The following is a 22,369-nucleotide window of genomic DNA, read 5'->3' as shown; positions in this document are numbered from 1 at the left end:
ATACGGGTGCCGGAGTCTCCCCGAGCGACCCGAGCACCACCCCGGAAGCCCCCCTCGGGAACCAATGGCTCCCGCGTTCCGGCCGCGTGGCGACGCTCACCGCCTCAGGATCCGTCCAAGCGATCTTAACCTAGTTTGCGAGGGTTAAGAGCCCGTAAAGACGGATGGAACAGACGAAAAGCGTGGCTTGCTCACAACAGTCCGGCGGTGACCGGCGCGCCCAGCAAAGCGGCCAGCGCGACCAACGCCGTCAGCGCGATCATCTTTTCCGCCGCCGACCAGCGCTGCCAGTCCTTCTTGAAGCTCTTCAGTTCGTTGGTCATGACAACCTTCCGATCCTGCAAACATTCTTGCCTTGAATCCAAACTGCGCGCCGGCCGGTTTCCGCATGGTTAACGCGCAGCATAGGGTGAGTCATCACGGCCGACTGGCACAGAAATGCCACAGTTGCCGCCGCTTTGAGGATGATGCGACTCAAAGATCGGCAAAATGAACGGCGTTTCCCATCCTCTGTGCGGAGGAGGCCGTTCGCGCGCCCGGCTTGCTCCAAAAAGCATCTTTCGTTCGTAGACGGCGCTTCCTAGATACCACCCTCAAGGTCAAGCCGGAGGACATCGTCGATGCTCGGCCAGAACATAGGAAACCGGAACGCGGAAAGCCGGAACGGAAGCGGGTTGAAGATCGGGTTGGCGCTGGGCAGCGGCGCCGCGCGCGGCTGGGCGCACATCGGCGTGTTGCGCGCGCTGGAGGAAAGCGGGATCGAGCCGGACATCATCTGCGGCACCTCCATCGGGGCGGCGGTGGGCGCCGCCTACCTGACCGACCAGTTGGACGAGTTGCAGGCCTGGGCGCTCAAGATGGGCTGGCTCGGCATGCTGGGGATCATCGACCTGACCTTCCGGCGCGGTGGCCTCGTCGCCTCGGAAAAGGCGTTCGAGCGGTTCCACAACGAACGCACCGACGTGAGGATCGAGGATCTGCCGCTGGGCTTCGCCTCGGTCGCCACGGACCTGTCGACGGGGCGCGAGATCTGGCTGCGCGAGGGGCCGCTGCTGCCGGCGGTGCTGGCCTCCGCCGCGATGCCCGGCCTGTTCCCGGCGGTGCGGCACGAGGGCCGCTGGCTGGTCGACGGGGCGCTGGTCAACCCGGTGCCGGTGTCGCTGTGCCGGGCGCTGGGGGCCGACGTGGTGGTCGCGGTGAACCTCAACAGCGAGCTGTCGCCGCTCGGCCGCCCCGGCAACGCCAAGGCCGAGGCCAAGCGCGAGCCGGTGACCGCCGGGGGCGATGCCGGATCGCCGACCTTCTCGCACCTGACCGGACAGATCTCGACGTGGCTGGGGCGCAAGCCGAACCGGCGCACCCGCTTCCTGGCCGACCAACTCGACCATTCCCGCGCCCAGATCCCCAACGCGCTGGAGGTGATGGCCGGGTCGATCGACATCATGCAGGACCGCATCACCCGCTCGCGGCTGGCCGGCGAGCCGCCGGACGTGCTGATCGCCCCGCGCCTCGCCCACATCGGCATCCTGGAGTTCGACCGCGCCGCCGAGGCGGTGGAGATCGGCCACGCCGCCGCGTCGATGCTGCGCCCATCCATCGAGCTGGCTCTGCGACGAGCGTGAGGACGCGTCATTATTTCCATGCGCGCCCTATGACAAGCGCGCTGGAGCTTTCGCGCGCGCACGTAATATCCGTTCAGGGGCGCTGCACAAGGCTTCGTCCTGTCTCCAGCCGCCATTCGAACCAGCATAGAGACCGCGCCGATGAGTGACGACGAGGTTGCGACCGGCAGCGCCGCAAGCATCGCCTACTACATCTCCGACCTGCTGGCGACGGGAGCGCCGCATTGGGGCGCCGGCAACACGGTGCTCGGCGCCTCCTCGGTCGGCGGCGCGGTCACCGTCACCTTCGCCTTCATGACCAGCTCCCAACAGGCCTCGCGGACCGACTCCACCGGCTTCGCGGCGATGAGCGCCACTCAGAAGGCCGCCGTCCGGCAGGCGTTGGCGACGTGGAGCGCGGTCGCCAACGTCACCTTCGTGGAAACCGCCGACGTCGCCAACGCGACCGTCACCTTCGCCACCAACCGGCAGCGCGGCCAATCCTCGGCCTACGCCTATTACCCGTCGACCGCCGCCACCGGAGGCGCCGTCTTCGTCGCCAACGACGCCACCACCAACACCACCCCCACGACCGGCAGCTACGGCTTCATGACGCTGGTGCACGAGATCGGCCACGCGCTCGGCCTCAAGCACCCCGGCGACTACAACGCCGCCTCGTCGAGCGGCGGGGAGGAGCCCTATCTGCCGACCGCCGAGGACAATTACGCCTACAGCGTGATGTCCTACACCAACAACGCGTCGCTGCCGTCCGGCGTCTACCCGACCGGCCCCAGCCTCTACGACATCGCCGCGATCCAGTACCTCTACGGCGCCAACAGGGGCGCGGCGCCCGGCAACGACACTTACACGATAAGCGCCGACGCCTTCGTGACGCTGTGGGATCCCAACGGCATCAACACGCTGGACGGCGGCGCGCAGACCGCCGCCCTCTCCGTCGATCTGCGCGCCGGCACCTTCAGCAGCGTCGGCGGCGTCACTTCCATCGCGCTGGCCTACGGCACCCGTGTCCAGAAGGCGGTCGGCGGCAGCGGCAACGACGTCTTCATCGTCAACAGCCTGGGCAACCGCATCGACGGCGGCGCCGGGGACGACACCGTCGTCCTCAGCGGGTCCCGTTCTCAATACACGATCCAGGCAACCACCACCGGCAGCTACATCGTCAGCGGCGTCGAGGGCGGGGACGTGCTGACCGGCATCCAGCACCTCCGCTTCTCCGACACCACCCTCGCGCTGACCGGCAGCGTGGCCACCAGCTTCGACGCGCTGCGCTACGTCGCCTCCAACGCCGACCTGATGACCGCCTTCGGCGCCAACGCCGACGCGGGCACCAGCCACTACCTGAACCTCGGCGTGTTCGAGGGGCGCAGCCTGACCGGCTTCGACCCCTACAATTATCTGGCCGGCTACGCCGACCTGCTGGCCGCCTTCGGCAGCGACGCCACGGCGGCGACCCAGCACTACATCGCGTCGGGCCGCCGCGAGGGGCGCAACGCCTCGTCCTTCGACGCGTTGTCCTACGAGAGCAGCAACCCCGACCTGATCGCCGCCTTCGGCACCGACACCGAGGCGGTCGAGCGGCATTACCTGACCACCGGCCGGTTCGAGGGGCGCTCGCTGACACGGTTCAACGCCGCCGCCTATCTGGCGGCCAACGCCGACCTGACCGCCGCCTTCGGCAGCGACGCCACGGCGGCCAAGCGCCACTACATCCAGTTCGGCTACGCGGAGGGCCGGGCGATCGCCTGACGGGCGGGCGAAAGCGAAGGCGGCGGCGTCAAGCCGCCGGCCACATCCAAGTCAGTTCGTGCTTGTTCTGGCTCAGGTGCAGCACCCGCCCGCCGGGGATGGCGGCGAAGGCGCGGGCGGTCTCGTGGTCGGTCTCGGCCTGGAACTTCAGCGTGCAGATGAAGCGCTTGGCCAGACCGCTGTCCATCCAGTCGCGCACCAAGCGCAGCAGCCGCGTCGGGTAGCAGATCACGTCGCAGCACAGCCAGTCCACCGGCCCGACATCCTGCGGCTTCAGGCCGAAAGCGCTCTCCTGGCGAATCTCCACGCGCGGCAGCCGGGCGATGGCCGGATCCAACGGCGCCTTGTCGACGCTGACCACCGACGCGCCCAGTTCGTGCAGCACCCAGGTCCAGCCGCCGGGGCAGGCGCCGAGGTCGAGGCAGCGGTCGCCCGGCCCCGGCTGCTCGCCGAACAGGGTCAGCGCCTCCCACAGCTTCAGATAGGCGCGGTTGGGCGGGGCGGTGCGGTTCTCGATGAAGGGCACCTCGCCGTGGCGGTAGGGGCTGGAACAGCGCGCCGCCGCGACGATGGTGTTTTCGTCCAGCAGCGTCCACGACCCCAGCGGCGCGGTCGGCAGCGGTGACGGGAAGACCACCGGCTTGGACGAGACGTGCGGCAGGTTCTCCTGGATCAGCGAGGCGCGGCGGTGGTGGCGCTGCGACCAGAGCGCCCAGTTGCGTTGGATGCCACGCAGCGCCTTGGCGCCGCCCTTGATCGAGGCGATCTCAATGCGCACCGGGTCGAACCAAATGTTCTGCGCCCAGGCGGCCGGCCGCGCCGGGCCGTCGGCGAAGACCAGCCGGCCATCCACGGCGGCGACGTCGCCCAACTCCGCCACCAGATCGTCGATGAATCCGTCGGCGGCCAGATAGACCGTCTGCCCCAGCGGGGCGGCGGAGGGAACGGAGGCGGCGTCGGGGGAAGGGAGGGTGTCGTCCATCCCCACGGGCTACCGCCGCCGCGCCGGGATTGCAAGCGCAAGAGACAGGCCGCTCATTCCCCTACCCTCTTCGCGCGGGCGTGTGACAAAGAGGTGCACCCCGCCAGCGTATGCGAGGCGTTCGCATTTGGTTGATTGACAACGATTCGCAGTCTCAGTACATCTCAAGTCAGGAAACGCGCCCAGCCGACACCGGCGCCCAAGACACCGAACGATGCCGGGGACACATGTACGTCTGCATCTGCCATGGGCTGAACGATAAGAAGGTCAAAGCAGCCCTCACCAACGGCGCGAAGACGCCGGCGTCGGTTTTCCGCCACCACGGATGCCAAGTGCAATGCGGCAAATGTGTGCCGACGATGCGCGAGATGGCGGCCGACCACTGTGCCCATCAACCGGCCAACAGCGACTTGGTTCCCGCCTACGGCGTCGCGGCGGAATAATCCTCCTCCTCCACCTCCTCCCTTTCGTTCGAGTCCATTCGAGTCGCGAAGTCATCGACCAGTCGTATCGCACGACTTTCGGCTGCGACAAAATGGTCGACGGCTATGATTTTTGGTCGGATTGACCGCAGAGCGGCGTTCAGGCACAAAACCGTCAACAAACAACAATCATAACGTCAACAAAACGGCGTAGCCAATAAGTCGGCCGGACGAACCGGCCAAAGAGGAAGCGCACTTAAACCAGGAAGAACTCTTCGGGGACCGGGCCTTGCTTTTCCCATGATGGGATAAGGCGGCCCGGCCGGTTTTCATTTCGGCATAGCGGCCATCTCCCATCGGGGATGCCCAACCTGCGCTTCTGGTGTGTTCAACACCGGGCTCCAGCGTGGCTATCGTGCCGACCGGATCACTCGGCCAACGGATCGCCCGACCGGTTCACCGTCCTAAGGGAGGGACTTCATGATCACGCGCGAACGGCAGGCTTTCGAGACGCTCAGCCGCGATTTCATCCAGCACGCCGCCAACCGCATGGAACGCCTGCGCTCGATTGTCGAACGCGCCGAGATCGATGGGCGCGAGCGGTGGGAGCACACGCTCGACGGCCTGCGGGGCCTGCGCAACCGCGCCACCGCCCACATCGAGGCCGCCCATCGCGCCGACGACGACGCGTGGCCCTTCGCCCGCGCCCGCGCCGATCAGGTCATCGTCGAACTGATGCGCGCGCTGGACGACATCGACCGCCGCATGCAGCGGCTGGCGGCGTAGGCCCAAGCGCCCTCCGCCCTCTTCTCTTTTCCGTCTTCCCGAAAAACCACACACAGCCATGCAGGCATCGTCATGCCTCCGCCAAGCGCGGGCATGGCGCGGTGGCGCGCCGACATGCGAAAACGGGACAGCGGCTTTAACCGCGTCCCGTTTGTCCGCTTCAGTTCGCCTTCATCGGTACCCGGCGCTCGATCAGCGCCGAGGTCACTTCCTTGGCCTTGACCGGGTCCATCGCCGCCAGGATCGGCGCGGTCTTCTGTTCCTTCATCTTCTGGATGACGCCCAGCAGCACGGGCATGTCCATCTCCTCGAAGATGCGGGCGGCTTCCTTGGGCTTCATCGTCTCGTAGATCTTCACGAGACTTTCCAACTGCGCCGACTGCTTCTCGTCGCCCTGGTTCATCAGCTTCTGGATGTCGGTGCGGACCTTCTCCATCTCCGCGACCTTCTGGTCGATCCGCTTCTCGGCGGCGGCCAGCAGGGCCTCGCGCTGCTCCATCTCCTTGGTGCGCCGCTCGATCTCGGCGCGGCGCTCGGCGAAATGCTGGAGCAGTTCCTGGTTGTCGATGGGGCCGAGCGGGGCCAAGGGGGTCAGCGGCGCCGCGCCGGCGGCCGGGGCCGGGGCGCCGTTCATGCCGCCCTGGGCCGGCGGGGCGTCCTTCGGCGGAGTCGAGGCGGTCTGCTGGGGCACGGGCTTGGGCGCGGCGGGCTTGGTGGTGGCCGCCGGGGCCGGGGCGGCGGCCTGGGCCAGCATCTGCGGCCCCTGCGCCAGCGTCACCGGGAAGTCGGGCAGCTTGGCGTCGCGCGTGGTGATGCGCCACAGATCGCCGACGCGGACCCCCAGCATCAGCACCGCGACGAAGATGGTCAGCGGCAACAGGCGGAAGCGGAAGTCCCGCATCCCCCCGCGCAGGCGCGCCAGCAGCGAGGGACGGGTCGAGGCCGGCTTGCGCGGCTTGCCCTTCGCCTTGCCCTTCCCGGCGGGCCGGGCTCCGGCGGCGGCGCGAGGCTGGGGCTTGTTGACCACGACGGGCGGGTTCGCCAGCGTGGGCGAGACGCGAACGCCGGTCGGCGCCGCCCCGGCCGGGCGGATGACCACCCGCTCCTCGGCGGCGGCCGCGGCCGGTCGTGGCGGCGCGGACCTGGGCTCCGTCGATTTCGCGGCCAGTTGGGCGGCGAAATCCGCGATGAACTTCTGTGCGTCGCTCATCCGATCCCCTTCCCGGCGTTTTCGATCGCCTGAAGCAGTTCGCGTTCGGCCCTCGACAGGCTCTCGCCGTCACGGGTCATCGGGTCGCGGGCAAACTCGCGCGGCGCGCTCCGCGTTTCGACCGGCGGCGGCGCCGGCGCGAAGCGGCGGGGCGGCGTCTCCAGCCGGACCGGCGGCGGCGCGTCGTGCTCGTCGTCGTGCGGCTCGACCGGCATCGGTCGGGCCAGCGGGCGCGGGGCCAGCACCGGACGGACCGGCGTGCGGGCGGCGGAGCCGCGCCCGTTGTCGCGCTCGCTGACGCTGCCCAGCCGGTTCGCCAGCGCGTCAGCCGCCTCGATCATGAACTCCAGTTCGTCGCGCAGCCCCTGCGCCTTGGCGACGGTGCGCTGGAGATCCTCGCCGGTGTCGCTCGCGGTCTTCTTCAGGCCGCGCACGCCGGTCTCGGCCTTGACCATGGCCTCGTTCAGGCCCTGGATCAACTCGGCCATCTCGCCGCGGCTCTCGCGCAGCTTGACGATCTGCTTGTTGAGGATGATCGCGTAGGCGATGGTCGCGGCCAGCAGGGCGACGATCACCAGATCGAGGATCAGGGAGATCATTGGACTCACAGCCGCATGACCTCCTGCTTGGGCAATTCCTTCTCCAGCCGCACCGCGATGTGCCCGCCCTTGCGGCCCATGCGTCCCTGGAACATCGACACGTCGCCGCAGCGCAGCTCGATGGCGCCGTCGGGGGTGGCGTTCAGCAGGATGCGGGTGCCGACGCGCCAGTTCAGCACGTCGTGCAGCGTCATCGTCACCTCGTCGAGCACGGCGGACAGATCGACGTCCGTCACCATCAGCTCCGAGGCCAAGTGGGTTTCCCAGATCGAGTCGCGGCCGAACTTCTCGCCCATGAACATCTGGAGCAACAGCTCGCGGACCGGTTCCAGCGTCGCGTAGGGGATCATCAGCTCCAGCCGGCCGCCGCGATCCTCCATGTCGATGCGCAGCTTGACCAGCACCGCCGCGTTGGCGGGGCGCGCGATGGTCGCGAAGCGCGGGTTGGTCTCCAGCCGGTCGAAGCGGAAGGTGACGGGCGACAGCGGGTCGAAGGCGGCGGACAGGTCGGACAGCACCACATGGACCATGCGCTCCACGAGGTTGCGTTCGATGGTGGTGTAGGGCCGCCCCTCGATGCGCATCGCCGCCGTTCCGCGCCGGCCGCCGAGCAGCACGTCGACGATGGAGTAGATCAGCGCCGAGTCCACGACCATCAGGCCGTAGTTGTCCCATTCCTCCGCCTTGAAGACCGACAGCATCGCCGGCAGCGGGATCGAGTTCAGGTAGTCGCCGAAACGCACCGACGAGATCTGGTCGAGGCTGACCTCGACGTTGTCCGACGTGAAGTTGCGCAGGGAGGTCGACATCATGCGGACGAGGCGGTCGAAGACCACCTCCAGCATGGGCAGGCGTTCGTAGTTGACCAGCGCCGAGTTGACCAGCGCCATGATGCCGGAATTCTCGCCGTCGCCGGCCCCGCCCTGGTCGAAGCCCAGAAGGCTGTCGATCTCGTCCTGGTTCAGGACGCGGGTGGAGCCGCCACCGCCGCCCATGTCGCCGACGTCGCCGCTGTCCTCGGCCAGCGCCGCCCATTCGGCGGCGAGCCGTTCTTCCTCGCTGAGTTCCTCGGTGTCGCTCATGGCCCCGTCCCGCCCTTTACGCCCTTACTGGACCAGCATTTCCTTGAACAGCACGTCCTTCACCTTCACCGGGTGCGCGGCGGCGGTGATCCTAAGCAACAACTCCTGGCGCAGGCGATACATTCCCGCCGACCCGCGCAAATCCTCCAGACGAAGCTCGCGCAGGTAGACCTGGAAATTGTCGATGATGCGCGGCAGCACGTGCTCGATGGCCGGCACGTCCTCGGGCTTGGAGACCTGGATCGAGATCTTGATCTTCAGGAAGGCGGGCCGCTTGCCGGCGCTGTTCAGGTTCACCAGCATGTCAGGCAGATCGTAGAAGATCGGCGCCGCGTGCGGGTCGGGCTGGGCCGGTTCGGCGGGATGCTCTTCCGCCGCGGCGTGCTCCTCGGCGTTCTTGCCGAGCAGGCTGTCCAGCAGGCCGGAGAAATAGACGCCCGCCCCGGCGCCGATCAGCAGCACCAGCGGCAGGATGACGAAGAGAACCAGCTTCTTGCCGCTGAATTTCTTTCGCGGCAGTCCGTCGGAAAGTTCGCCAGCATCGGCTTCGGCGGCCATGGACATCCTGGGGCTGTTCGGGAGGCGACGGGAACCGTCCCGCCGACCGCACCCAACCTAGCTTTGGCTTAGTTAATAAGTTCTTTCGACACCCTTGCGGAGTTCCCGGCCAAGCCCGGATTCCACAGGCTGTGCCCGAATCGGCACGGTTCTTGATTGGGACAACCCGGACCTCCGCGCGCTTGGCGCCCGGACTCCGCGCATCCACCCGCATGGCCCCCGGCCGTGGCGGGAACGGGCGGGTGTTGCCGGAATCGCCCCGGCAAGACTGGGTCCACCCCCGGCAGTTTCTGCCCGGCACCCCCTGCCCTGCCCGGCCGGACCGCCCCCGCCTTGTCCGGATTCCGCGGAAAGCCGGGCCGTGCGGGACTTGGCACGCACCCTGCAATACTCCCTTCGCCGGTCGGACGGTTCAGCCCGACCCCGTGTGAGGAAGACCGCCAGATGGAAAATTCGATCTACGTCGCCCTGTCGCGCCAGATGTCGCTTCAGCGCCAGCTCGATGTGACGTCGAACAACATCGCGAACATGAACACGACCGGCTACAAGAACCAGCGCATGCTGTTCACCGAATTCTTGGAGAAGCCCGGCCTTCACGAGAAGGTCAGCTTCGTCCAGGACCGCGCCGTGGTCCGCGACCTTTCGGTCGGTGCGATGACGCAGACCGGGAACCCGATGGATCTGGCGCTGACCGGCCACGGTTACTTCACGGTCGATACCGCCAGCGGCCCCCGCTACACCCGCGCCGGCAACTTCAAGCTCAACGACCAGCGCCAGATGGTGGACGGCGGCGGCCTACCGGTCCTGGCCGACAACGGCCAGCCGATCACCATCCCGGCCGGCACGTCCGACGTGAAGGTCAGCGGCGATGGCACCGTGTCCACCGAACTCGGCCCGGTCGGCAAGCTGAACGTCGTCACCTTCAAGAACGAGCAACTGATGACCGAGGTCGGCTCCGGCCTCTACGTCTCCGACGAGCAGCCGCAGCCGGCCCCCGCCGACACGAAAGTGGCACAGGGCTTGCTTGAGGGTTCCAACGTGAAGCCCGTCGTGGAGATGACGCAGATGATCGAAGTCCAGCGCAGCTACATGTCGGCGCAGAAGGTGATCGAGAACGAGCATGAACGCATCCGTTCGATGATCCAGAAGCTTGGCCGTTCCGCCTAACCCCGCCCGAGACGAGAGGAAAACCCACCATGCGCAGCCTCGCCATCGGCGCCACCGGCATGATCGCCCAGCAGCTGAACGTCGAAACCATCTCGAACAACATCGCGAACGCGACGACGACCGGCTTCAAGAAGCAGCGGGCCGAGTTCCAGGACCTGCTCTACCAGAACTTCCGCCGCATCGGCTCGACCTCGTCGGACGCCGGCACCGTGGTGCCGACCGGCGTGCAGATCGGCGCCGGCGTCCGCGTCGCCGCCGTGGCCCGCGTGCTGGAGCAGGGCAACCTGAACATCACCGACAACAAGCTGGACGTCGCCATCAACGGCTCTGGCTATTTCCAGGTGACGCTGCCCAGCGGCGACACCAGCTACACCCGCGCCGGCAACTTCAAGCTGTCGCCGGAAGGCGTGATCGTCACCGCCGACGGCTACCCGGTGCAGCCGGCCATCACCATCCCGACCAACGCGGTCGATGTCGCCATCAACCCGTCGGGCGAGGTGCTGGTGAAGCTGGACGGCCAGACCACGACCCAGAACGTCGGCCAACTCCAGCTCGCCACCTTCGCCAACGCCGCCGGCCTGGAAGCCATCGGCGACAACCTGTTCCTGGAAAGCGGCGCGTCGGGCCAGGCCGTCACCGGCAATCCCGGCAACCCCGGCTTCGGCCGCCTGACCCAGGGCGCCCTGGAGACCTCGAACGTCAACGTGGTGCAGGAGATCACGACCCTGATCACCGCGCAGCGCGCCTACGAGATGAACTCCAAGATCATCAAGACGACCGACGAGATGATGCAGCAAGCCAGCCAGATGAAGTAACGCCGCCCTCCAGGCCCTTCTCCAGGAACCGCCGCCATGACGCGCATTCTCTCCATCCTCCTCCTCGGCACCGCCCTGCTGGCCGCCCCCGGCGCCGCGTTCGGCGCCGCCGCCCCGGTCAACCCGGATGCGCCGCCGGCCGTGGTCTACGGCACCTCGCATGTGGAGGCCGTCCTTTCCGACGCGCTGTCGCGTTTTGTGACGGTCGGCCGCCTGCAGATGGAGCTGGACACCCGCGCCGTGGAGCTGCGCGCGCCCCAGGGCGCCGGCGGCCTGACGGTGGAGAACCTCTATTACAGCCCGGTGCAGGGCCGTTTCGCGGCGGAGATCGTGGTGTCCAACACCCAGCCGACGGTCCGCCTGCCGGTCGCCGGCCGCGCCTTCGGGGTGGTGCAGGTGCCGGTGCTGTCGCGCCGCGTCGTTCCCGGCGACGTCATCGGCCCCGCCGACGTGGACTGGCAGGACGTGCGCGCCGACCAGACCAGCAGCGACACCGCCGCCACCGACGCCCAGCTGATCGGAATGACGCCCAAACGCGGCGTGCCGACCAACCAGCAGGTCCGGCTGCGCGACCTGCAATCGCCGCGCATGATCGACAAGGGCGCGCTCGTCACCATCACGCTGGCGACCGACAGCCTGTCGCTGACCACCCAGGGCAAGGCCCTGCAGGACGGCGGGCGCGGCGACGTGATCCGCGTGGTCAACACCCAATCCAACCGAATCGTCGAAGCGACGGTCGCCGGCCCCAACATCGTCGCCGTGGCAAAGCCCGGCTTCACCGCGAAGTAAGGAGAAACCTCCCATGACCGCCCTCCACGCCGCTGGCCAGACCGCCCTCCGCTTCGCGCCCCGCCTGCTGCTGATCGCCGCCGCCGCGGTTTCGCTGACCGCCTGCAACGCCGCCTCGCGCATCGGCGACATCGGCAAGGCCCCCGAATTGAGCGGCATCCAGGACCCGCACGCCCAGCCGGGCTACCAGCCGGTCAGCCTGCCGATGCCGACCCCGCTGCCGACCGAGCGCAACCCCAACTCGCTGTGGCGGACCGGCGCCAAGGCCTTCTTCAAGGACCAGCGCGCCAACAAGGTCGGCGACATCCTGACGGTCAACATCTCCATCGACGACCAGGCCAAGCTGGCCAACGAGAGCAAGCGGTCGCGCGCCAACGGTGAGAAGGCCGGCATGCCCAACCTGTTCGGCCTGGAGGTCGGCACGCTGAGCCGGGTCCTTCCGGCCGGGGCCAACGCCTCCAGCCTCGTCGATCTGAGCAGCAGCACGAACAACGACGGCAAGGGCTCGGTCGACCGCAACGAGAAGATCGTCCTGAAGGTGGCGGCGCTGGTGTCGCAGTCGCTGCCCAACGGCAACCTCGTCATCCAGGGCCGCCAGGAGGTCCGCGTGAACTACGAGGCGCGCGACCTCCAGATCACCGGCGTGATCCGGCCGGAAGACATCACCGCGCAGAACACCATCAGCTACGAGAAGATCGCCGAGGCCCGCATCTCCTACGGCGGCCGCGGCCAGATCACCGACGTCCAGCAGCCGCGCTACGGCCAGCAGCTCTACGACATCATCATGCCGTTCTGATCCACCGGCGGACGGCCGAGCGCCGAAGGCAGGCGGGAGTCTCCGGACTCCCGCCTGCCTTCCGGCGTTGCCGTCCGTCCCGGACGCCATGGAAGATTCTGCCGGTCGGCGGGTTCTGCCCTGCCCTTCTTGCCCATGCCCCTCGGTGCCTGTCCGACGGCACCGGACGCCTCCGCGCCGGGGACGGCGTGTTGACGCGCCCGCTCCCGGTCGTCATCCTGAATTCCGATCCAGCGTTTTGCCATCCGGGGTATGACCCGGCCGCCATCAAACAAGGATCACGGCGTCGGATTTTGCTCTCTTCAACCCCGCCAAAGCGCGAGGAGCGCGCGGCACGACAGAGAAAACATCGGGTGCGGATGAACACCAGCGATCTTTCCACCAAGCACACCATCAAGGTTTATGGGTCCGGAGACCGAACGCTGGTCTTTTCCCATGGGTTCGGCCTCGACCAGACCTCCTGGCACGGCATCGCCATGCGGTTGGCGCGGACGCACCGGGTCGTGCTGTTCGATCTGGTCGGCTTCACCGGCGCCAGCTCCGAGCATTACGATCATCACAAATACCGGGATTTGGAGAGCTACGCGGACGACCTTCTGAATGTTCTCGGCCACGCCCGGGTGCGGCGCTGCACCTTCATCGGCCATTCGGTCAGCGGAATGATCGGCCTCCTGGCGTCCATCCAGGAGCCCGCCCTGTTCGAGAAGCTCATCCTGGTCGGCGCCTCTCCCCGCTACCGGAACGGCGAAGGCTACAACGGGGGCTTCGAGGAGCAGGATCTCAACGACCTGTTCGACAGCATGTCGGAGAACTACGTCCTGTGGACGCAGAACTTCGCCCCGGCGGCGGTCTCCAAGCCGACCGGCCACCCGGCGGTTCGGAAATTCGCCGAGGGGCTGTTGGCGATGCGCCCCGACGTCGCGCTCTCCATCGCCCTGATGATCTTTTCGTCGGACTGCCGGGACCGGCTGGCACAGGTCACCGTCCCCTGCACGCTCATCCAATCGCGCAATGACATCGCCGTGCCCCTGTCGGTCGCCGAATATCTGACGGCGATGATCCCGGACAGCGAGCTGATGGTGATCGACGCGGACGGGCACATGCCCCAGTTGAGCGCGCCCGACATCCTGCACGACGCGATTCAGCGGGCCTTGACGGCTTAGCGCGGCGGCAGCAAAGCCGCCACGCCGGGGCGCGCGGCGGCGTTTCCCCCGGTTCAGACGGCCGGCTGCTGCTGGGTGATGCAGTGGATGCCGCCGCCGCCGCGCACGATGTCGAGCGCCGCGATCTGGGTCACCTCGCGGTCGGGGAAGGCCTTGCGCACCGCGCGGTAAGCCTCGTCGTCGGCCGGATCCTCGAAGGCCGGCATGACGATGCCGCCGTTGGCGATGTACAGGTTCGTGTAGGACAGGGTCAGCCGGACGCCGTTCTCGTCGCGCCGGGCCGGCTGCTGGACGGTGATGACCTCCAGCGCGCGCCCCTTGGCGTCGCGGGCGCGTTTCAGCCGGTCGAGGTTGTCTTGGAAGGCCTTGAAATTCGCGTCGCCGGGATCGTCGGTGGTGATCGCCATCACCACGCCCGGCCGCACGAACAGCGCGATCTCGTCGATGTGCCCATCGGTCTCGTCGTCCTGGTAGCCCTGGCCGAGCCAGATCACCGACGACACGCCGAGATGGTCCATCAACTGGCGCTCGATCTCCGCCTTGCCCAGGCCGGGGTTGCGGTTGGGGTTCAGCAGGCACTGCTCGGTGGTCAGCAGCGTCCCTTCCCCGTCGACGTGGAAGGAGCCGCCCTCCATCACCAGCGGCGCGGCGAAGCGCGGCAGCTTCAGGTGCTCCAGCACCAGCCGGCCGACCTCGCGGTCCTTGGCGCAGTCGTCGTAATTGCCGCCCCAGGCGTTGAAGCCCCAATGGACGCCGCCCAGGCCACCCTTGCCGTCGACGACGAAGCTGGGGCCGGTGTCGCGGATCCACGAATCGCTGATCGGCAGCGGCAGAATCTGGATGCCGGGGCCGCAGGCCAGCGAGGCGTCGGCCACGGTCGCCGGGTCGCAGACCATCGTCACCGGCTCGAAGCGGGAAATGGCCTGGGCGACCTCGGCGTAGGCGTCGCACGCGGCGTCGAAGCCGTCCTCGGGCCAGGTTTCCGGCCGGCAGGGCCACGCCATCCAGCAACCGCTGTGGTGCGCCCATTCCCCCGGCATGTACAGCCCTTGGGCGGTCGGTGTCGTCATGCGTCGATCCCTCTACCCCGATGAAATCCAGCAATGGGACGTGAAACATCCCACCTCACCCTAACCACGAGATCAGGATTTTGGCAACGCTGCCAAACTGCCGAAGCGGCGTCGCGGAATCGGGGGGAGTGGATGGACGGCGCGTCGATGGACGCGCAAACGGCCGCTAACGGCCGGACGGCGGGCGCAGGGCGCGGCGGGCCGTGAGGGTACGCGAAGACGAATAACCGGTCGAAACGGGACTGAAGAAACCGAGCCTCAGAAGGGGGAACCACAAGAGCGCGCGCATGGCACAACCTCATTTGCTGTTGACGATACCTTCACACTAGCAAAAGCGGTGCTGGAAAGCCATCCGTCGCGTCGCGGATCTGCAACGCGCGGATGGACAGGGGGCATCCTTCGTCGCCCACGCCGCCGGATTACCCCGTCTGGAGGGCCATCTGCTCGTCCCGCTTCCTCTGCCGGTCCTGCCGGGTCATGACGATGCTGGCGACGAAGATGCCGGCCGCGACCAACAGAATCATCAGCGTCGCCAGCGCGTTGATCTGTGGGCTGATGCCGAACTTGACGCTGGAGAAGATCACCATCGGCAGCGTCGTCGATCCCGGCCCCGAGACGAAGCTCGCCACCACCACGTCGTCCAGCGACAGGGTGAAGGCCAGCAGCCAGCCGGCGACCAGGGCCGGCGCGATGATCGGCAGGGTGATGACGAAGAACACCTTGGCCGGGCGCGCGCCCAGATCCATCGCCGCCTCCTCCAGGCTGCCGTCCATGCCGGCCAGCCGCGACTGCACGACGACCGCGACGTAGGAGGCGGTGAAGGTGGTGTGCGCGATGGTGATCGTCGTCACGCCGCGCCCGTCGGGCCAGCCGATCAGTTGCTCCATCGCCACGAACAGCAGCAGCAGCGACAGGCCGGTGATGACCTCCGGCATGACCAGCGGCGCCGTGATCAGCCCGCCGAACAGGGTCCGCCCGCGAAAGCGCCCGAAGCGCGACATCGCCATGCCGGCGCAGGTGCCCAGGATGACCGACAGCGTCGCCGACACCGCCGCGACCTGCAACGACAGCCCGGCCGCCGACAGCAGCGCGTCGTTGTTCATCAGCTCCCCGTACCATTTGGTCGAGAAGCCGCCCCACACGGTGACCAGCCGCGACTCGTTGAACGAGTAGACGACCAGCAGGACGATCGGCACGTAGAGGAAGGCGTAGCCGAACCACAGCGCCCAGGACAGGAAACCGATGCGCTTCATCACCGCTCCTCCGCCTCGCGGGCCTGGACGTACTGGAAGATCATGATCGGCACCACCAGCACCAGCAGCAGCGCGATCGCCACCGCCGAGGCCACCGGCCAGTCGCGGTTGGCGAAGAACTCGTTCCACAGCACGCGCCCGATCATCAGCGTGTCCGGCCCGCCCAGCAGCTCCGGCGTCACGAACTCGCCGACCGACGGGATGAAGACCAGCAGCGAGCCGGCGACGATGCCGGGGATCGACAGCGGCAGGGTGACGGTGAGGAACGCCTTGAAGGGCCGGCAGCCCAGATCGGCCGCCGCCTCCAGCAGGGTCGGGTCCATCTTCTCCAGCGTGGAGTAGAGCGGCAGCACCATGAAAGGCAGGTAGCAATAGGACATGCCGATGTAGACCGCCCAGTCCGAATAGAGAATCTCGACCGGCCCGCTGGTGATCCCGGCCCATTCCAGCAGGTTGCTGACGACGCCATTGCCCTTGAGGATGCCGATCCAGGCGTAGATGCGGATCAGGAAGCTCGTCCAGAAGGGCAGGATGACCAGCATCATCAACGGTCCGCGCCGGGCCGGCGGCGCCTTGGCGATGGCGTAGGCCATCGGGTAGCCGATGAACAGGCAGAGCAGCGTCGTCACCAGCGCGATCTTGACCGAGTTCAGATAGGCCAGGATGTAGAGGTCGTCGCCGGTCAGCCGCAGATAGTTGGTCAGATTCAGCAGGAGCTGGAGCTTGGTCGTCCCGGCGTCCTCGTCGGTCAGCCATTCGACCAGCGGCGCGTAGGGCGGCTGGGCGATGACCGATTCGGAGAAGCTGATGCCGAAGACGATCAGGAAGGGCACCAGGAAGAACAGCATCAGCCACAGATAGGGCACGGCGACGACCACGCCGCGCCCCCACAGCCCCAGCCGGCCCAGAACCGCCGCGAGGGCCGAGACGGCGCCCCTCATTGCGCCAGCACCACGCCGGCGAAGGGCCGCCAGCTCAGATACACCTCGTCCTCCCAGGTGATCGGCATCTCGGTGCGCCGGGTGACGTTGGGGGCGGTCACCCGCACCGTCTTGCCGGTGGGAAGCTGCACCAGATAGATCGACACGTCGCCGAGATAGGCGATCTCGCGCACGATGCCCTTGGTGGCGTTGCGCGCGGGCGTGCCGTCGGCGCCGGAGGGGGGCGGCTCCTTCGACAGGGCGATCTTCTCCGGCCGGATGGCGACGGCCACCGGGGAGCCGGCCGGGGCCGGGGTGGCGTGGCTGATGTGCAGCTCGCAGCCGGCCTCCTCGGACGCCACCAGCACATGGTCGGCGGTGGCCTCGACGACGCGGCCCTCGAACATGTTGATCGAGCCGATGAACTCGGCGACGAAGCGGTTGTGCGGGTATTCGTAAATCTCGGTCGGCGTGCCCACCTGCGCGATGACGCCGTGGTTCATCACGGCGATGCGAGAAGACATCGTCATCGCCTCCTCCTGGTCGTGGGTGACCACGATGAAGGTGACGCCCAGCTTCTCCTGGATGTTGACCAGTTCGAACTGGGTCTTCTCGCGCAGCTTCTTGTCGAGCGCGCCCAGCGGCTCGTCCAGCAGCAGCAGCTTGGGACGCTTGACCAGCGAGCGGGCCAGCGCCACGCGCTGCCGCTGGCCGCCCGACAGCTGGTGCGGGCGCCGCTTGCCGAAGGCCGACAGTTGGACCATCCCCAGCATCTCCTCGACCCGGTCGCGGATCTCGGCCTTGGGGACGTTGTCCTGTTTCAGGCCGAAGGCGACGTTCTGCTCGACGCTCATGTGCGGGAACAGGGCGTAGGACTGGAACATCATGTTGACCGGCCGCTCGTAGGGCGGGATGCCGGCCATGTCGACGCCGTCGATGAAGATCCTGCCCTCGGTCGGCTGCTCGAACCCCGCCAGCATGCGCAGCAGCGTGGTCTTGCCGGAGCCCGAGCCGCCCAGCAGGGCGAAGAACTCGTTCCGGTAGATCGACAGGCTGACCTCGTCCACCGCGACGAAATCGCCGAAGGTCTTGGTGACCTTCTCGATCCGGACATAGGGCGTCTGCCCGGCATCCTGCCAGGGTTCCAGGCGCGTGGGCTTGCGAATCGGCTGACCGGCCATCCGGGGTCCTTCAATCAAGGCAACGCCCCGGCCGTTCCCCGTCACGGGGGATCGGCCGGGGCGCGAACGCGCGTCACGCGGGGCGGCTTACTTGCCGGTCTTGACCTTGGTCCACACGCGGGTGCGGGCGCGGTCGGTGGCCTGCTTGATCGACTTCAGGGCGAACAGCTTCACGCTGCTGTCGGCCGGCAGGAAGATGCCGGGGTTGCCCTTGATGTCGTCGGCGACCGTGGCCAGCGAGGCCGGGACCGCGTTGGCGTAGCGCACTGTATTGGAGATGTTGGCGGTGTTCGCCGGATCCAGCGCGAAGTTGATGAAGGCGTGGGCGCCGTCCTTGTTGGGGGCGTCGGCCGGCACGGCCAGCGTGTCCCACCAGACCTGCACGCCTTCCTTGGGCGTGATGAACTCCACCTTGGCGCTCTTGGCCTCGGCGGCGCGGGCGGCGCCCTGGATGGCGTCGCCGTTGTAAGCCATGACGACGCAGGCGTCGCCGCCCGCCAGGATGTTGATGTTCTGGCCGGTGACGAACTGCTTGATGTAGGGGCGGACCGCCATCAGCGTCTTCTCGGCCTTGTCCAGATCCTCCTTCTTCTCGGAGTTCGGGTCGAGGCCGAGGTAGTTCAGCACCGACGGGATGACGTCGATGGCCGAATCCATCACCGTGATGCCGCAGGCGGCGACCTTCTTGGCGACTTCCGGCTTGAAGATCAGGTCCCAGCTGTCGAGCGCCACGTCGGGGGCGACGGCCTTGATCTTCTCCGGGATGATGGCGATGCCGACCGTGCCGCCCAGATAGGGCACGGCGAACTTGTTGCCGGGGTCGGAGTTCTCCAGCAGCTTCAGGACCTTCGGGTCGAGGTTCTTGAAGTTGGGGATCTTCGACTTGTCGAGCGGGCCGACGACCTTGGCCTGGATCAGGCGCGACAGGGTCGGCTCGGCGGTGGGGACGATCACGTCGTAGCCCGACTTGCCGACCAGGACCTTCTGCTCCAGCAGCTCCAGGCTGTCGTAGAGATCGACCTTCGTCTCGGCCCCCGTCGCCTTGGTGAAGTCGGCGAGTGTCGTCTCACCCAGATAATCGTTCCAGATGTAGATGTTGACCGGCTTCTTGGCCTGGGCCAGCGCCGGACCGGCGATGGCGACCGCCGCGACCGCACCGAGGAGGCTGAGAGCGAGTTTTTTCATTGAGAAGCCCCGACCTGTTCGTTGTCATTCAGGGTGGCGCCGCGTTCCCCACGGCCGACCCAGCGCGGTCGCTATTGCACCCACACAAGGGTGCGTTGTCAACGCTTTGCGCGGCTTGGGCGTGACGGTTTCATGGCCGGGGCATTTTCTATTCGCCCTTTGAAAATCCCCATGACGGACATGGGTTGCGATGATTTGCGCAACCTGTCGAGCCATCGTCACGCACTCACGCCGGGCGAAGCAACCGCTTTACGCCCGAGCCAAAACTGCGTTCCGGCCGCCGGGATGAGTCACTCCAGCGTTTAGGAAAATTTTCTTTGCAGGAGGATGGTAGGTCTATAATCCTTTTATCCAGCAGTCACATGCTGGACCACAGCCATGCCCCTCCGCCTGCCTCAACCGGTAACACTGGACGCCTTACAAGAAATGATGAAGGATCCGCGTTACTGGAACGTCAACCATCCAGAGCGCTCGTCTTGGTCTTCTATGGTAAGCGAAGGCTTCCAGACTCTTTTTCCCAACCCGATCCAGCGAGACGAGACCGGTAGGCAAACCGATGGCGCTGATGGTGAGGGGGTTGTTCATGTCCGCGCATACATCCGTACTGTCAGCCGGCAACCGGTCGATGTCTCTGAATATGATCGCTCAGCCCCAACCGATAACGAACATTCCGCTCAGTCAACAGCAACGACGTTATCGGAAGAAAATAAAGTGCCGGCGGCACCTCCCGGCGTCGACATTGATACCAACATAAATGAAGCTCTGCGCCATACGGCAATTTCTCCTTAGGACAATTGGTGGTTCTTTGAACAGGTCAGAAATAAGGGGCCATGGGATTATAAGCAGCAGGGATCTATATACCAGAGTTTTGGAAATTTTAATTATGGAGCAACAGGCGCCGCAATGGGTTATTCAGAAGACATTCTGCTGCTCATGGCTGGGTGGGCGCAAGTTCAAGCTGGCACCAGCAGCCCGGATTGGGGGTCCGCTCCCAGTAAAATTGAGGCAATTTTAGGAATTGGTGGCAAACCGCCTTTTGGCGACGATCCCGACGATCAAATTCTTATCAAACGTGGTATTGAATATTTTATGAGAAATAAAAAATGAGAGATTTGAATATTTCCAAAATTCGGCATATACTCTTCTTCATCATCTTCATATTAGCCGTGCTTGGCTACATGGCACTCACAGACGAGAGCATTCTTGACCCTTGCGATGCTACCGTTCTCAGCTCCTCAACCGCTCCCGATGGACGAACATCCGTCATCGTCTTCGAAAGGGAATGTGGAGCGACGACGCCGTTCAATACCCAAGCAAGTCTTGTGCCGGTCGGCAAAGCATTCTCACTCCAAAAAAACCCGCCCTTTCTCATCTTGAGCGGCAAACATACGCTGGGCATCACTTGGGCGACGCCCTCCGCCGTTGAGATTGGTATCCCCAATGAGGTCAAGTCCTTCAAGAAAGACCAGAGCGTCGGAGACTTCACCATTGTGTACAAATGATGTTCGGCGAGTCTACGGCCGAAATGTTCTGGCGTTGAAAAGGGAGAAGCCGGCCCAGATACGGTCCGTGTCCGTCTCGGCATCACCGGCCAGACGGTCCCTAGGCTCCTCCCCATTCGGCCAAGTTACACGTTCAGCAGCAGATTCTCGCGCTCCCACGAGCTGATGACACGGTTGTACGCCTCGTACTCCGCTTCCTTCACACAGGTGACCGCGTCGATGAAGCGTTCGCCCAGGATCTCCTTCAGCGGCTTGCAGGCGTTGAACTTGCTAAGCGCCTCGTTCTGGTGGCGCGGCAGGGTGAAGGCCAGCCGGTAGGCCGAGCCCTTGATCGGGTCGTTCGGCTCCATGTTCTGGGTCATGCCGATGTAGCCGCAGGCCAGCGACGCCGCCATGGCGAGGTAGGGGTTGGCGTCGGCCCCGGCGACGCGGTTCTCCACCCGGCGGGCGTCGCCCGGCGAGACCGGCACGCGCAGGCCCGTGGTGCGGTTGTCGCGCCCCCAATGCACGTTGATCGGCGCGTCGGAGTTCGGGACCAGCCGGCGGTAGGAGTTCACGTTGGGCGCCAGCAGCGGCATCGCGTAGGGCAGGTATTTCTGCAAGCCCGCGATGTGCGCCATGAACAGGGCGCTGTCGCTGCCGTCGGGGTTGGAGAACAGGTTCTGGCCGGTCCTGCTGTCCACCACCGACTGGTGGATGTGCATGGCGCTGCCCGGCTCGCCCTGCATCGGCTTGGCCATGAAGGTGGCGTAGATGTTGTGGCGGATCGCCGCCTCGCGCGCCGTCCGCTTGAACAGGAAGGCCTGATCGGCCAGCTCCAGCGGGTCGCCGTGGTTGAAGTTGATCTCGATCTGGGCGGCCCCGGCCTCGTGGGTCAGGGTGTCGATGTCGATGTCCTGCGCCTCGCAGAAATCGTAGACCGCCTCGAAGATCGGGTCGAACTCGTTGACCGCGTCGATGCCGAAGGCCTGCCGGCCGCTCTCCATCCGGCCGTTGCGCCCGATCGGCGGGAGCAGCGGGTAGTCGGGATCCTTGTTGACCTGGACCAGGAAGAACTCCAGCTCCGGCGCCACCAGCGGCTTCCAGCCGCGCTCCTCGTAGAGCGCCAGCACGCGCTTGAGCACATGGCGGGGCGAGATGTCCACCGGGCTGCCGTCGGCGTAGACGCAGTCGGTGATGACCTGGGCGGTCGGCTCCTCGTACCAGGGGACGAAGCGGATCGTGCGCTCGTCGGGAATGACGTAGACGTCGGAATTCTCGTCCGAGGTGACGTCGTCGTCGTCGGGGAACTCGCCGGTCACGGTCTGGACGAAGATCGCCTCGGGCAGGCGCAGGCCACGATCACGCAAAATACGGAGAAATTTATCGGCGGGAACGATCTTGCCCCGCGCGATGCCCGACATGTCGGGCACCAGACATTCGACTTCGGTAATGCGGTTCTTCTTGATGAAGTCTTCCATAAAACCCATGAGATTGGTGGACCGCACCGGGCGATGGGCAGCCCCCTCCGTGCTGTGATCG

Annotated in this window: 24 protein-coding genes; 12 read left to right on the top strand and 12 right to left on the bottom strand. The window is 66.3% G+C overall.

What is annotated here, in order from left to right:
• Positions 1-191 precede the first annotated feature (191 nt).
• Positions 192-323, bottom strand: a complete 132-nt coding sequence (locus EJ913_RS33100) for a hypothetical protein (protein WP_274390147.1) — start codon at positions 321-323, stop codon at positions 192-194.
• 351 nt (positions 324-674) lie between these two features.
• Here EJ913_RS33100 and EJ913_RS25245 point away from each other — a divergent pair, with 351 nt between their 5' ends.
• Together EJ913_RS25245 and EJ913_RS25240 are read left to right on the top strand one after the other, a co-directional pair.
• The gene (locus tag EJ913_RS25245; RefSeq protein WP_274390146.1) at positions 675-1,622 is read left to right on the top strand and encodes a patatin-like phospholipase family protein; all 948 of its coding nucleotides are present in this window, start codon (positions 675-677) and stop codon (positions 1,620-1,622) included.
• A 141-nt stretch (positions 1,623-1,763) separates the two neighbouring features.
• A complete protein-coding gene (locus tag EJ913_RS25240; protein WP_127003133.1) occupies positions 1,764-3,368 on the top strand; it encodes a M10 family metallopeptidase C-terminal domain-containing protein in 1,605 nt (534 codons plus the stop codon).
• A gap of 28 nt (positions 3,369-3,396) precedes the next feature.
• Here EJ913_RS25240 and EJ913_RS25235 read toward each other — a convergent pair whose 3' ends face one another.
• Complete coding sequence (locus tag EJ913_RS25235; protein WP_127003131.1) at positions 3,397-4,350, bottom strand: SAM-dependent methyltransferase; 954 nt, start codon at positions 4,348-4,350, stop codon at positions 3,397-3,399.
• 227 nt (positions 4,351-4,577) lie between these two features.
• On the opposite strand from EJ913_RS25235, the gene EJ913_RS25230 reads away from it, so the two are divergent.
• A complete protein-coding gene (locus EJ913_RS25230; RefSeq protein WP_127003129.1) occupies positions 4,578-4,793 on the top strand; it encodes a (2Fe-2S)-binding protein in 216 nt (71 codons plus the stop codon).
• 459 nt (positions 4,794-5,252) lie between these two features.
• Complete coding sequence (locus EJ913_RS25225; protein WP_127003127.1) at positions 5,253-5,558, top strand: hypothetical protein; 306 nt, start codon at positions 5,253-5,255, stop codon at positions 5,556-5,558.
• A gap of 160 nt (positions 5,559-5,718) precedes the next feature.
• Here the strand turns inward: EJ913_RS25225 and EJ913_RS25220 are convergent, their stop codons facing one another.
• From EJ913_RS25220 to EJ913_RS25205, 4 genes are read right to left on the bottom strand one after another with little or no spacing between them, the layout of a single operon-like run.
• Positions 5,719-6,768 carry a MotE family protein gene (locus EJ913_RS25220; RefSeq protein WP_127003125.1) on the bottom strand — a complete coding sequence of 350 codons (1,050 nt, stop codon included), beginning with the start codon at positions 6,766-6,768 and terminating at the stop codon, positions 5,719-5,721.
• The gene (locus tag EJ913_RS25215; protein ID WP_244939484.1) at positions 6,765-7,367 is read right to left on the bottom strand and encodes a DUF6468 domain-containing protein; all 603 of its coding nucleotides are present in this window, start codon (positions 7,365-7,367) and stop codon (positions 6,765-6,767) included. The genes EJ913_RS25220 and EJ913_RS25215 overlap by 4 nt, the downstream gene beginning before the upstream one ends.
• A gap of 5 nt (positions 7,368-7,372) precedes the next feature.
• Positions 7,373-8,449, bottom strand: a complete 1,077-nt coding sequence (gene fliM, locus EJ913_RS25210; protein WP_119832288.1) for a flagellar motor switch protein FliM — start codon at positions 8,447-8,449, stop codon at positions 7,373-7,375.
• A gap of 24 nt (positions 8,450-8,473) precedes the next feature.
• Positions 8,474-9,007, bottom strand: a complete 534-nt coding sequence (locus EJ913_RS25205) for a flagellar basal body-associated FliL family protein (RefSeq protein WP_127003121.1) — start codon at positions 9,005-9,007, stop codon at positions 8,474-8,476.
• Between the two features lie 444 nt (positions 9,008-9,451).
• Here EJ913_RS25205 and flgF point away from each other — a divergent pair, with 444 nt between their 5' ends.
• The 5 genes from flgF to EJ913_RS25180 all read left to right on the top strand — a co-directional run bounded on the left by flgF (position 9,452) and on the right by EJ913_RS25180 (position 13,737).
• Complete coding sequence (flgF, locus tag EJ913_RS25200; RefSeq protein WP_127003119.1) at positions 9,452-10,174, top strand: flagellar basal-body rod protein FlgF; 723 nt, start codon at positions 9,452-9,454, stop codon at positions 10,172-10,174.
• A gap of 29 nt (positions 10,175-10,203) precedes the next feature.
• A complete protein-coding gene (flgG, locus tag EJ913_RS25195) occupies positions 10,204-10,989 on the top strand; it encodes a flagellar basal-body rod protein FlgG (protein ID WP_127003117.1) in 786 nt (261 codons plus the stop codon).
• Between the two features lie 36 nt (positions 10,990-11,025).
• Positions 11,026-11,778, top strand: a complete 753-nt coding sequence (flgA, locus tag EJ913_RS25190; RefSeq protein WP_127003115.1) for a flagellar basal body P-ring formation chaperone FlgA — start codon at positions 11,026-11,028, stop codon at positions 11,776-11,778.
• A gap of 13 nt (positions 11,779-11,791) precedes the next feature.
• Entirely contained in the window at positions 11,792-12,574 is a 783-nt protein-coding gene (flgH, locus tag EJ913_RS25185; RefSeq protein ID WP_127003113.1) for a flagellar basal body L-ring protein FlgH, read from the top strand.
• A gap of 359 nt (positions 12,575-12,933) precedes the next feature.
• A complete protein-coding gene (locus EJ913_RS25180) occupies positions 12,934-13,737 on the top strand; it encodes an alpha/beta fold hydrolase (protein ID WP_127003111.1) in 804 nt (267 codons plus the stop codon).
• Between the two features lie 53 nt (positions 13,738-13,790).
• Here the strand turns inward: EJ913_RS25180 and EJ913_RS25175 are convergent, their stop codons facing one another.
• The 5 genes from EJ913_RS25175 to EJ913_RS25155 form a co-directional block, all read right to left on the bottom strand.
• On the bottom strand, positions 13,791-14,807 hold the full coding sequence (locus EJ913_RS25175; RefSeq protein WP_127003109.1) for an agmatine deiminase family protein: 1,017 nt from the start codon (positions 14,805-14,807) through the stop codon (positions 13,791-13,793).
• 419 nt (positions 14,808-15,226) lie between these two features.
• Positions 15,227-16,060 carry an ABC transporter permease subunit gene (locus EJ913_RS25170; protein WP_127003107.1) on the bottom strand — a complete coding sequence of 278 codons (834 nt, stop codon included), beginning with the start codon at positions 16,058-16,060 and terminating at the stop codon, positions 15,227-15,229.
• The gene (locus tag EJ913_RS25165) at positions 16,060-17,001 is read right to left on the bottom strand and encodes an ABC transporter permease subunit (RefSeq protein ID WP_127003105.1); all 942 of its coding nucleotides are present in this window, start codon (positions 16,999-17,001) and stop codon (positions 16,060-16,062) included. Before EJ913_RS25165 ends, EJ913_RS25170 begins: the two co-directional genes overlap by 1 nt.
• Positions 16,998-18,161, bottom strand: a complete 1,164-nt coding sequence (locus EJ913_RS25160; RefSeq protein ID WP_127003103.1) for an ABC transporter ATP-binding protein — start codon at positions 18,159-18,161, stop codon at positions 16,998-17,000. Before EJ913_RS25160 ends, EJ913_RS25165 begins: the two co-directional genes overlap by 4 nt.
• An 87-nt stretch (positions 18,162-18,248) precedes the next feature.
• On the bottom strand, positions 18,249-19,346 hold the full coding sequence (locus EJ913_RS25155; protein ID WP_127003102.1) for an extracellular solute-binding protein: 1,098 nt from the start codon (positions 19,344-19,346) through the stop codon (positions 18,249-18,251).
• 378 nt (positions 19,347-19,724) lie between these two features.
• On the opposite strand from EJ913_RS25155, the gene EJ913_RS32200 reads away from it, so the two are divergent.
• The 3 genes from EJ913_RS32200 to EJ913_RS25145 all read left to right on the top strand — a co-directional run bounded on the left by EJ913_RS32200 (position 19,725) and on the right by EJ913_RS25145 (position 20,848).
• A complete protein-coding gene (locus EJ913_RS32200) occupies positions 19,725-20,135 on the top strand; it encodes a hypothetical protein (protein WP_211099037.1) in 411 nt (136 codons plus the stop codon).
• Between the two features lie 66 nt (positions 20,136-20,201).
• Entirely contained in the window at positions 20,202-20,453 is a 252-nt protein-coding gene (locus EJ913_RS32195; protein WP_238522069.1) for a polymorphic toxin type 44 domain-containing protein, read from the top strand.
• Positions 20,450-20,848, top strand: coding sequence for a hypothetical protein (locus EJ913_RS25145; RefSeq protein WP_127003100.1), 399 nt, complete (start codon positions 20,450-20,452; stop codon positions 20,846-20,848). The genes EJ913_RS32195 and EJ913_RS25145 overlap by 4 nt, the downstream gene beginning before the upstream one ends.
• 125 nt (positions 20,849-20,973) lie before the next feature.
• Here the strand turns inward: EJ913_RS25145 and EJ913_RS25140 are convergent, their stop codons facing one another.
• Positions 20,974-22,317 (bottom strand): glutamine synthetase family protein, encoded by a 1,344-nt coding sequence (locus EJ913_RS25140; RefSeq protein WP_127003098.1) that lies wholly within the window; start codon positions 22,315-22,317, stop codon positions 20,974-20,976.
• Positions 22,318-22,369: the final 52 nt, after the last annotated feature.

The organism is Azospirillum doebereinerae, assembly GCF_003989665.1.
Lineage (GTDB): Bacteria > Pseudomonadota > Alphaproteobacteria > Azospirillales > Azospirillaceae > Azospirillum > Azospirillum doebereinerae.
Note: the sequence above shows the minus strand (reverse complement) of the source record. Positions and strands in the feature narration are given on the sequence as shown.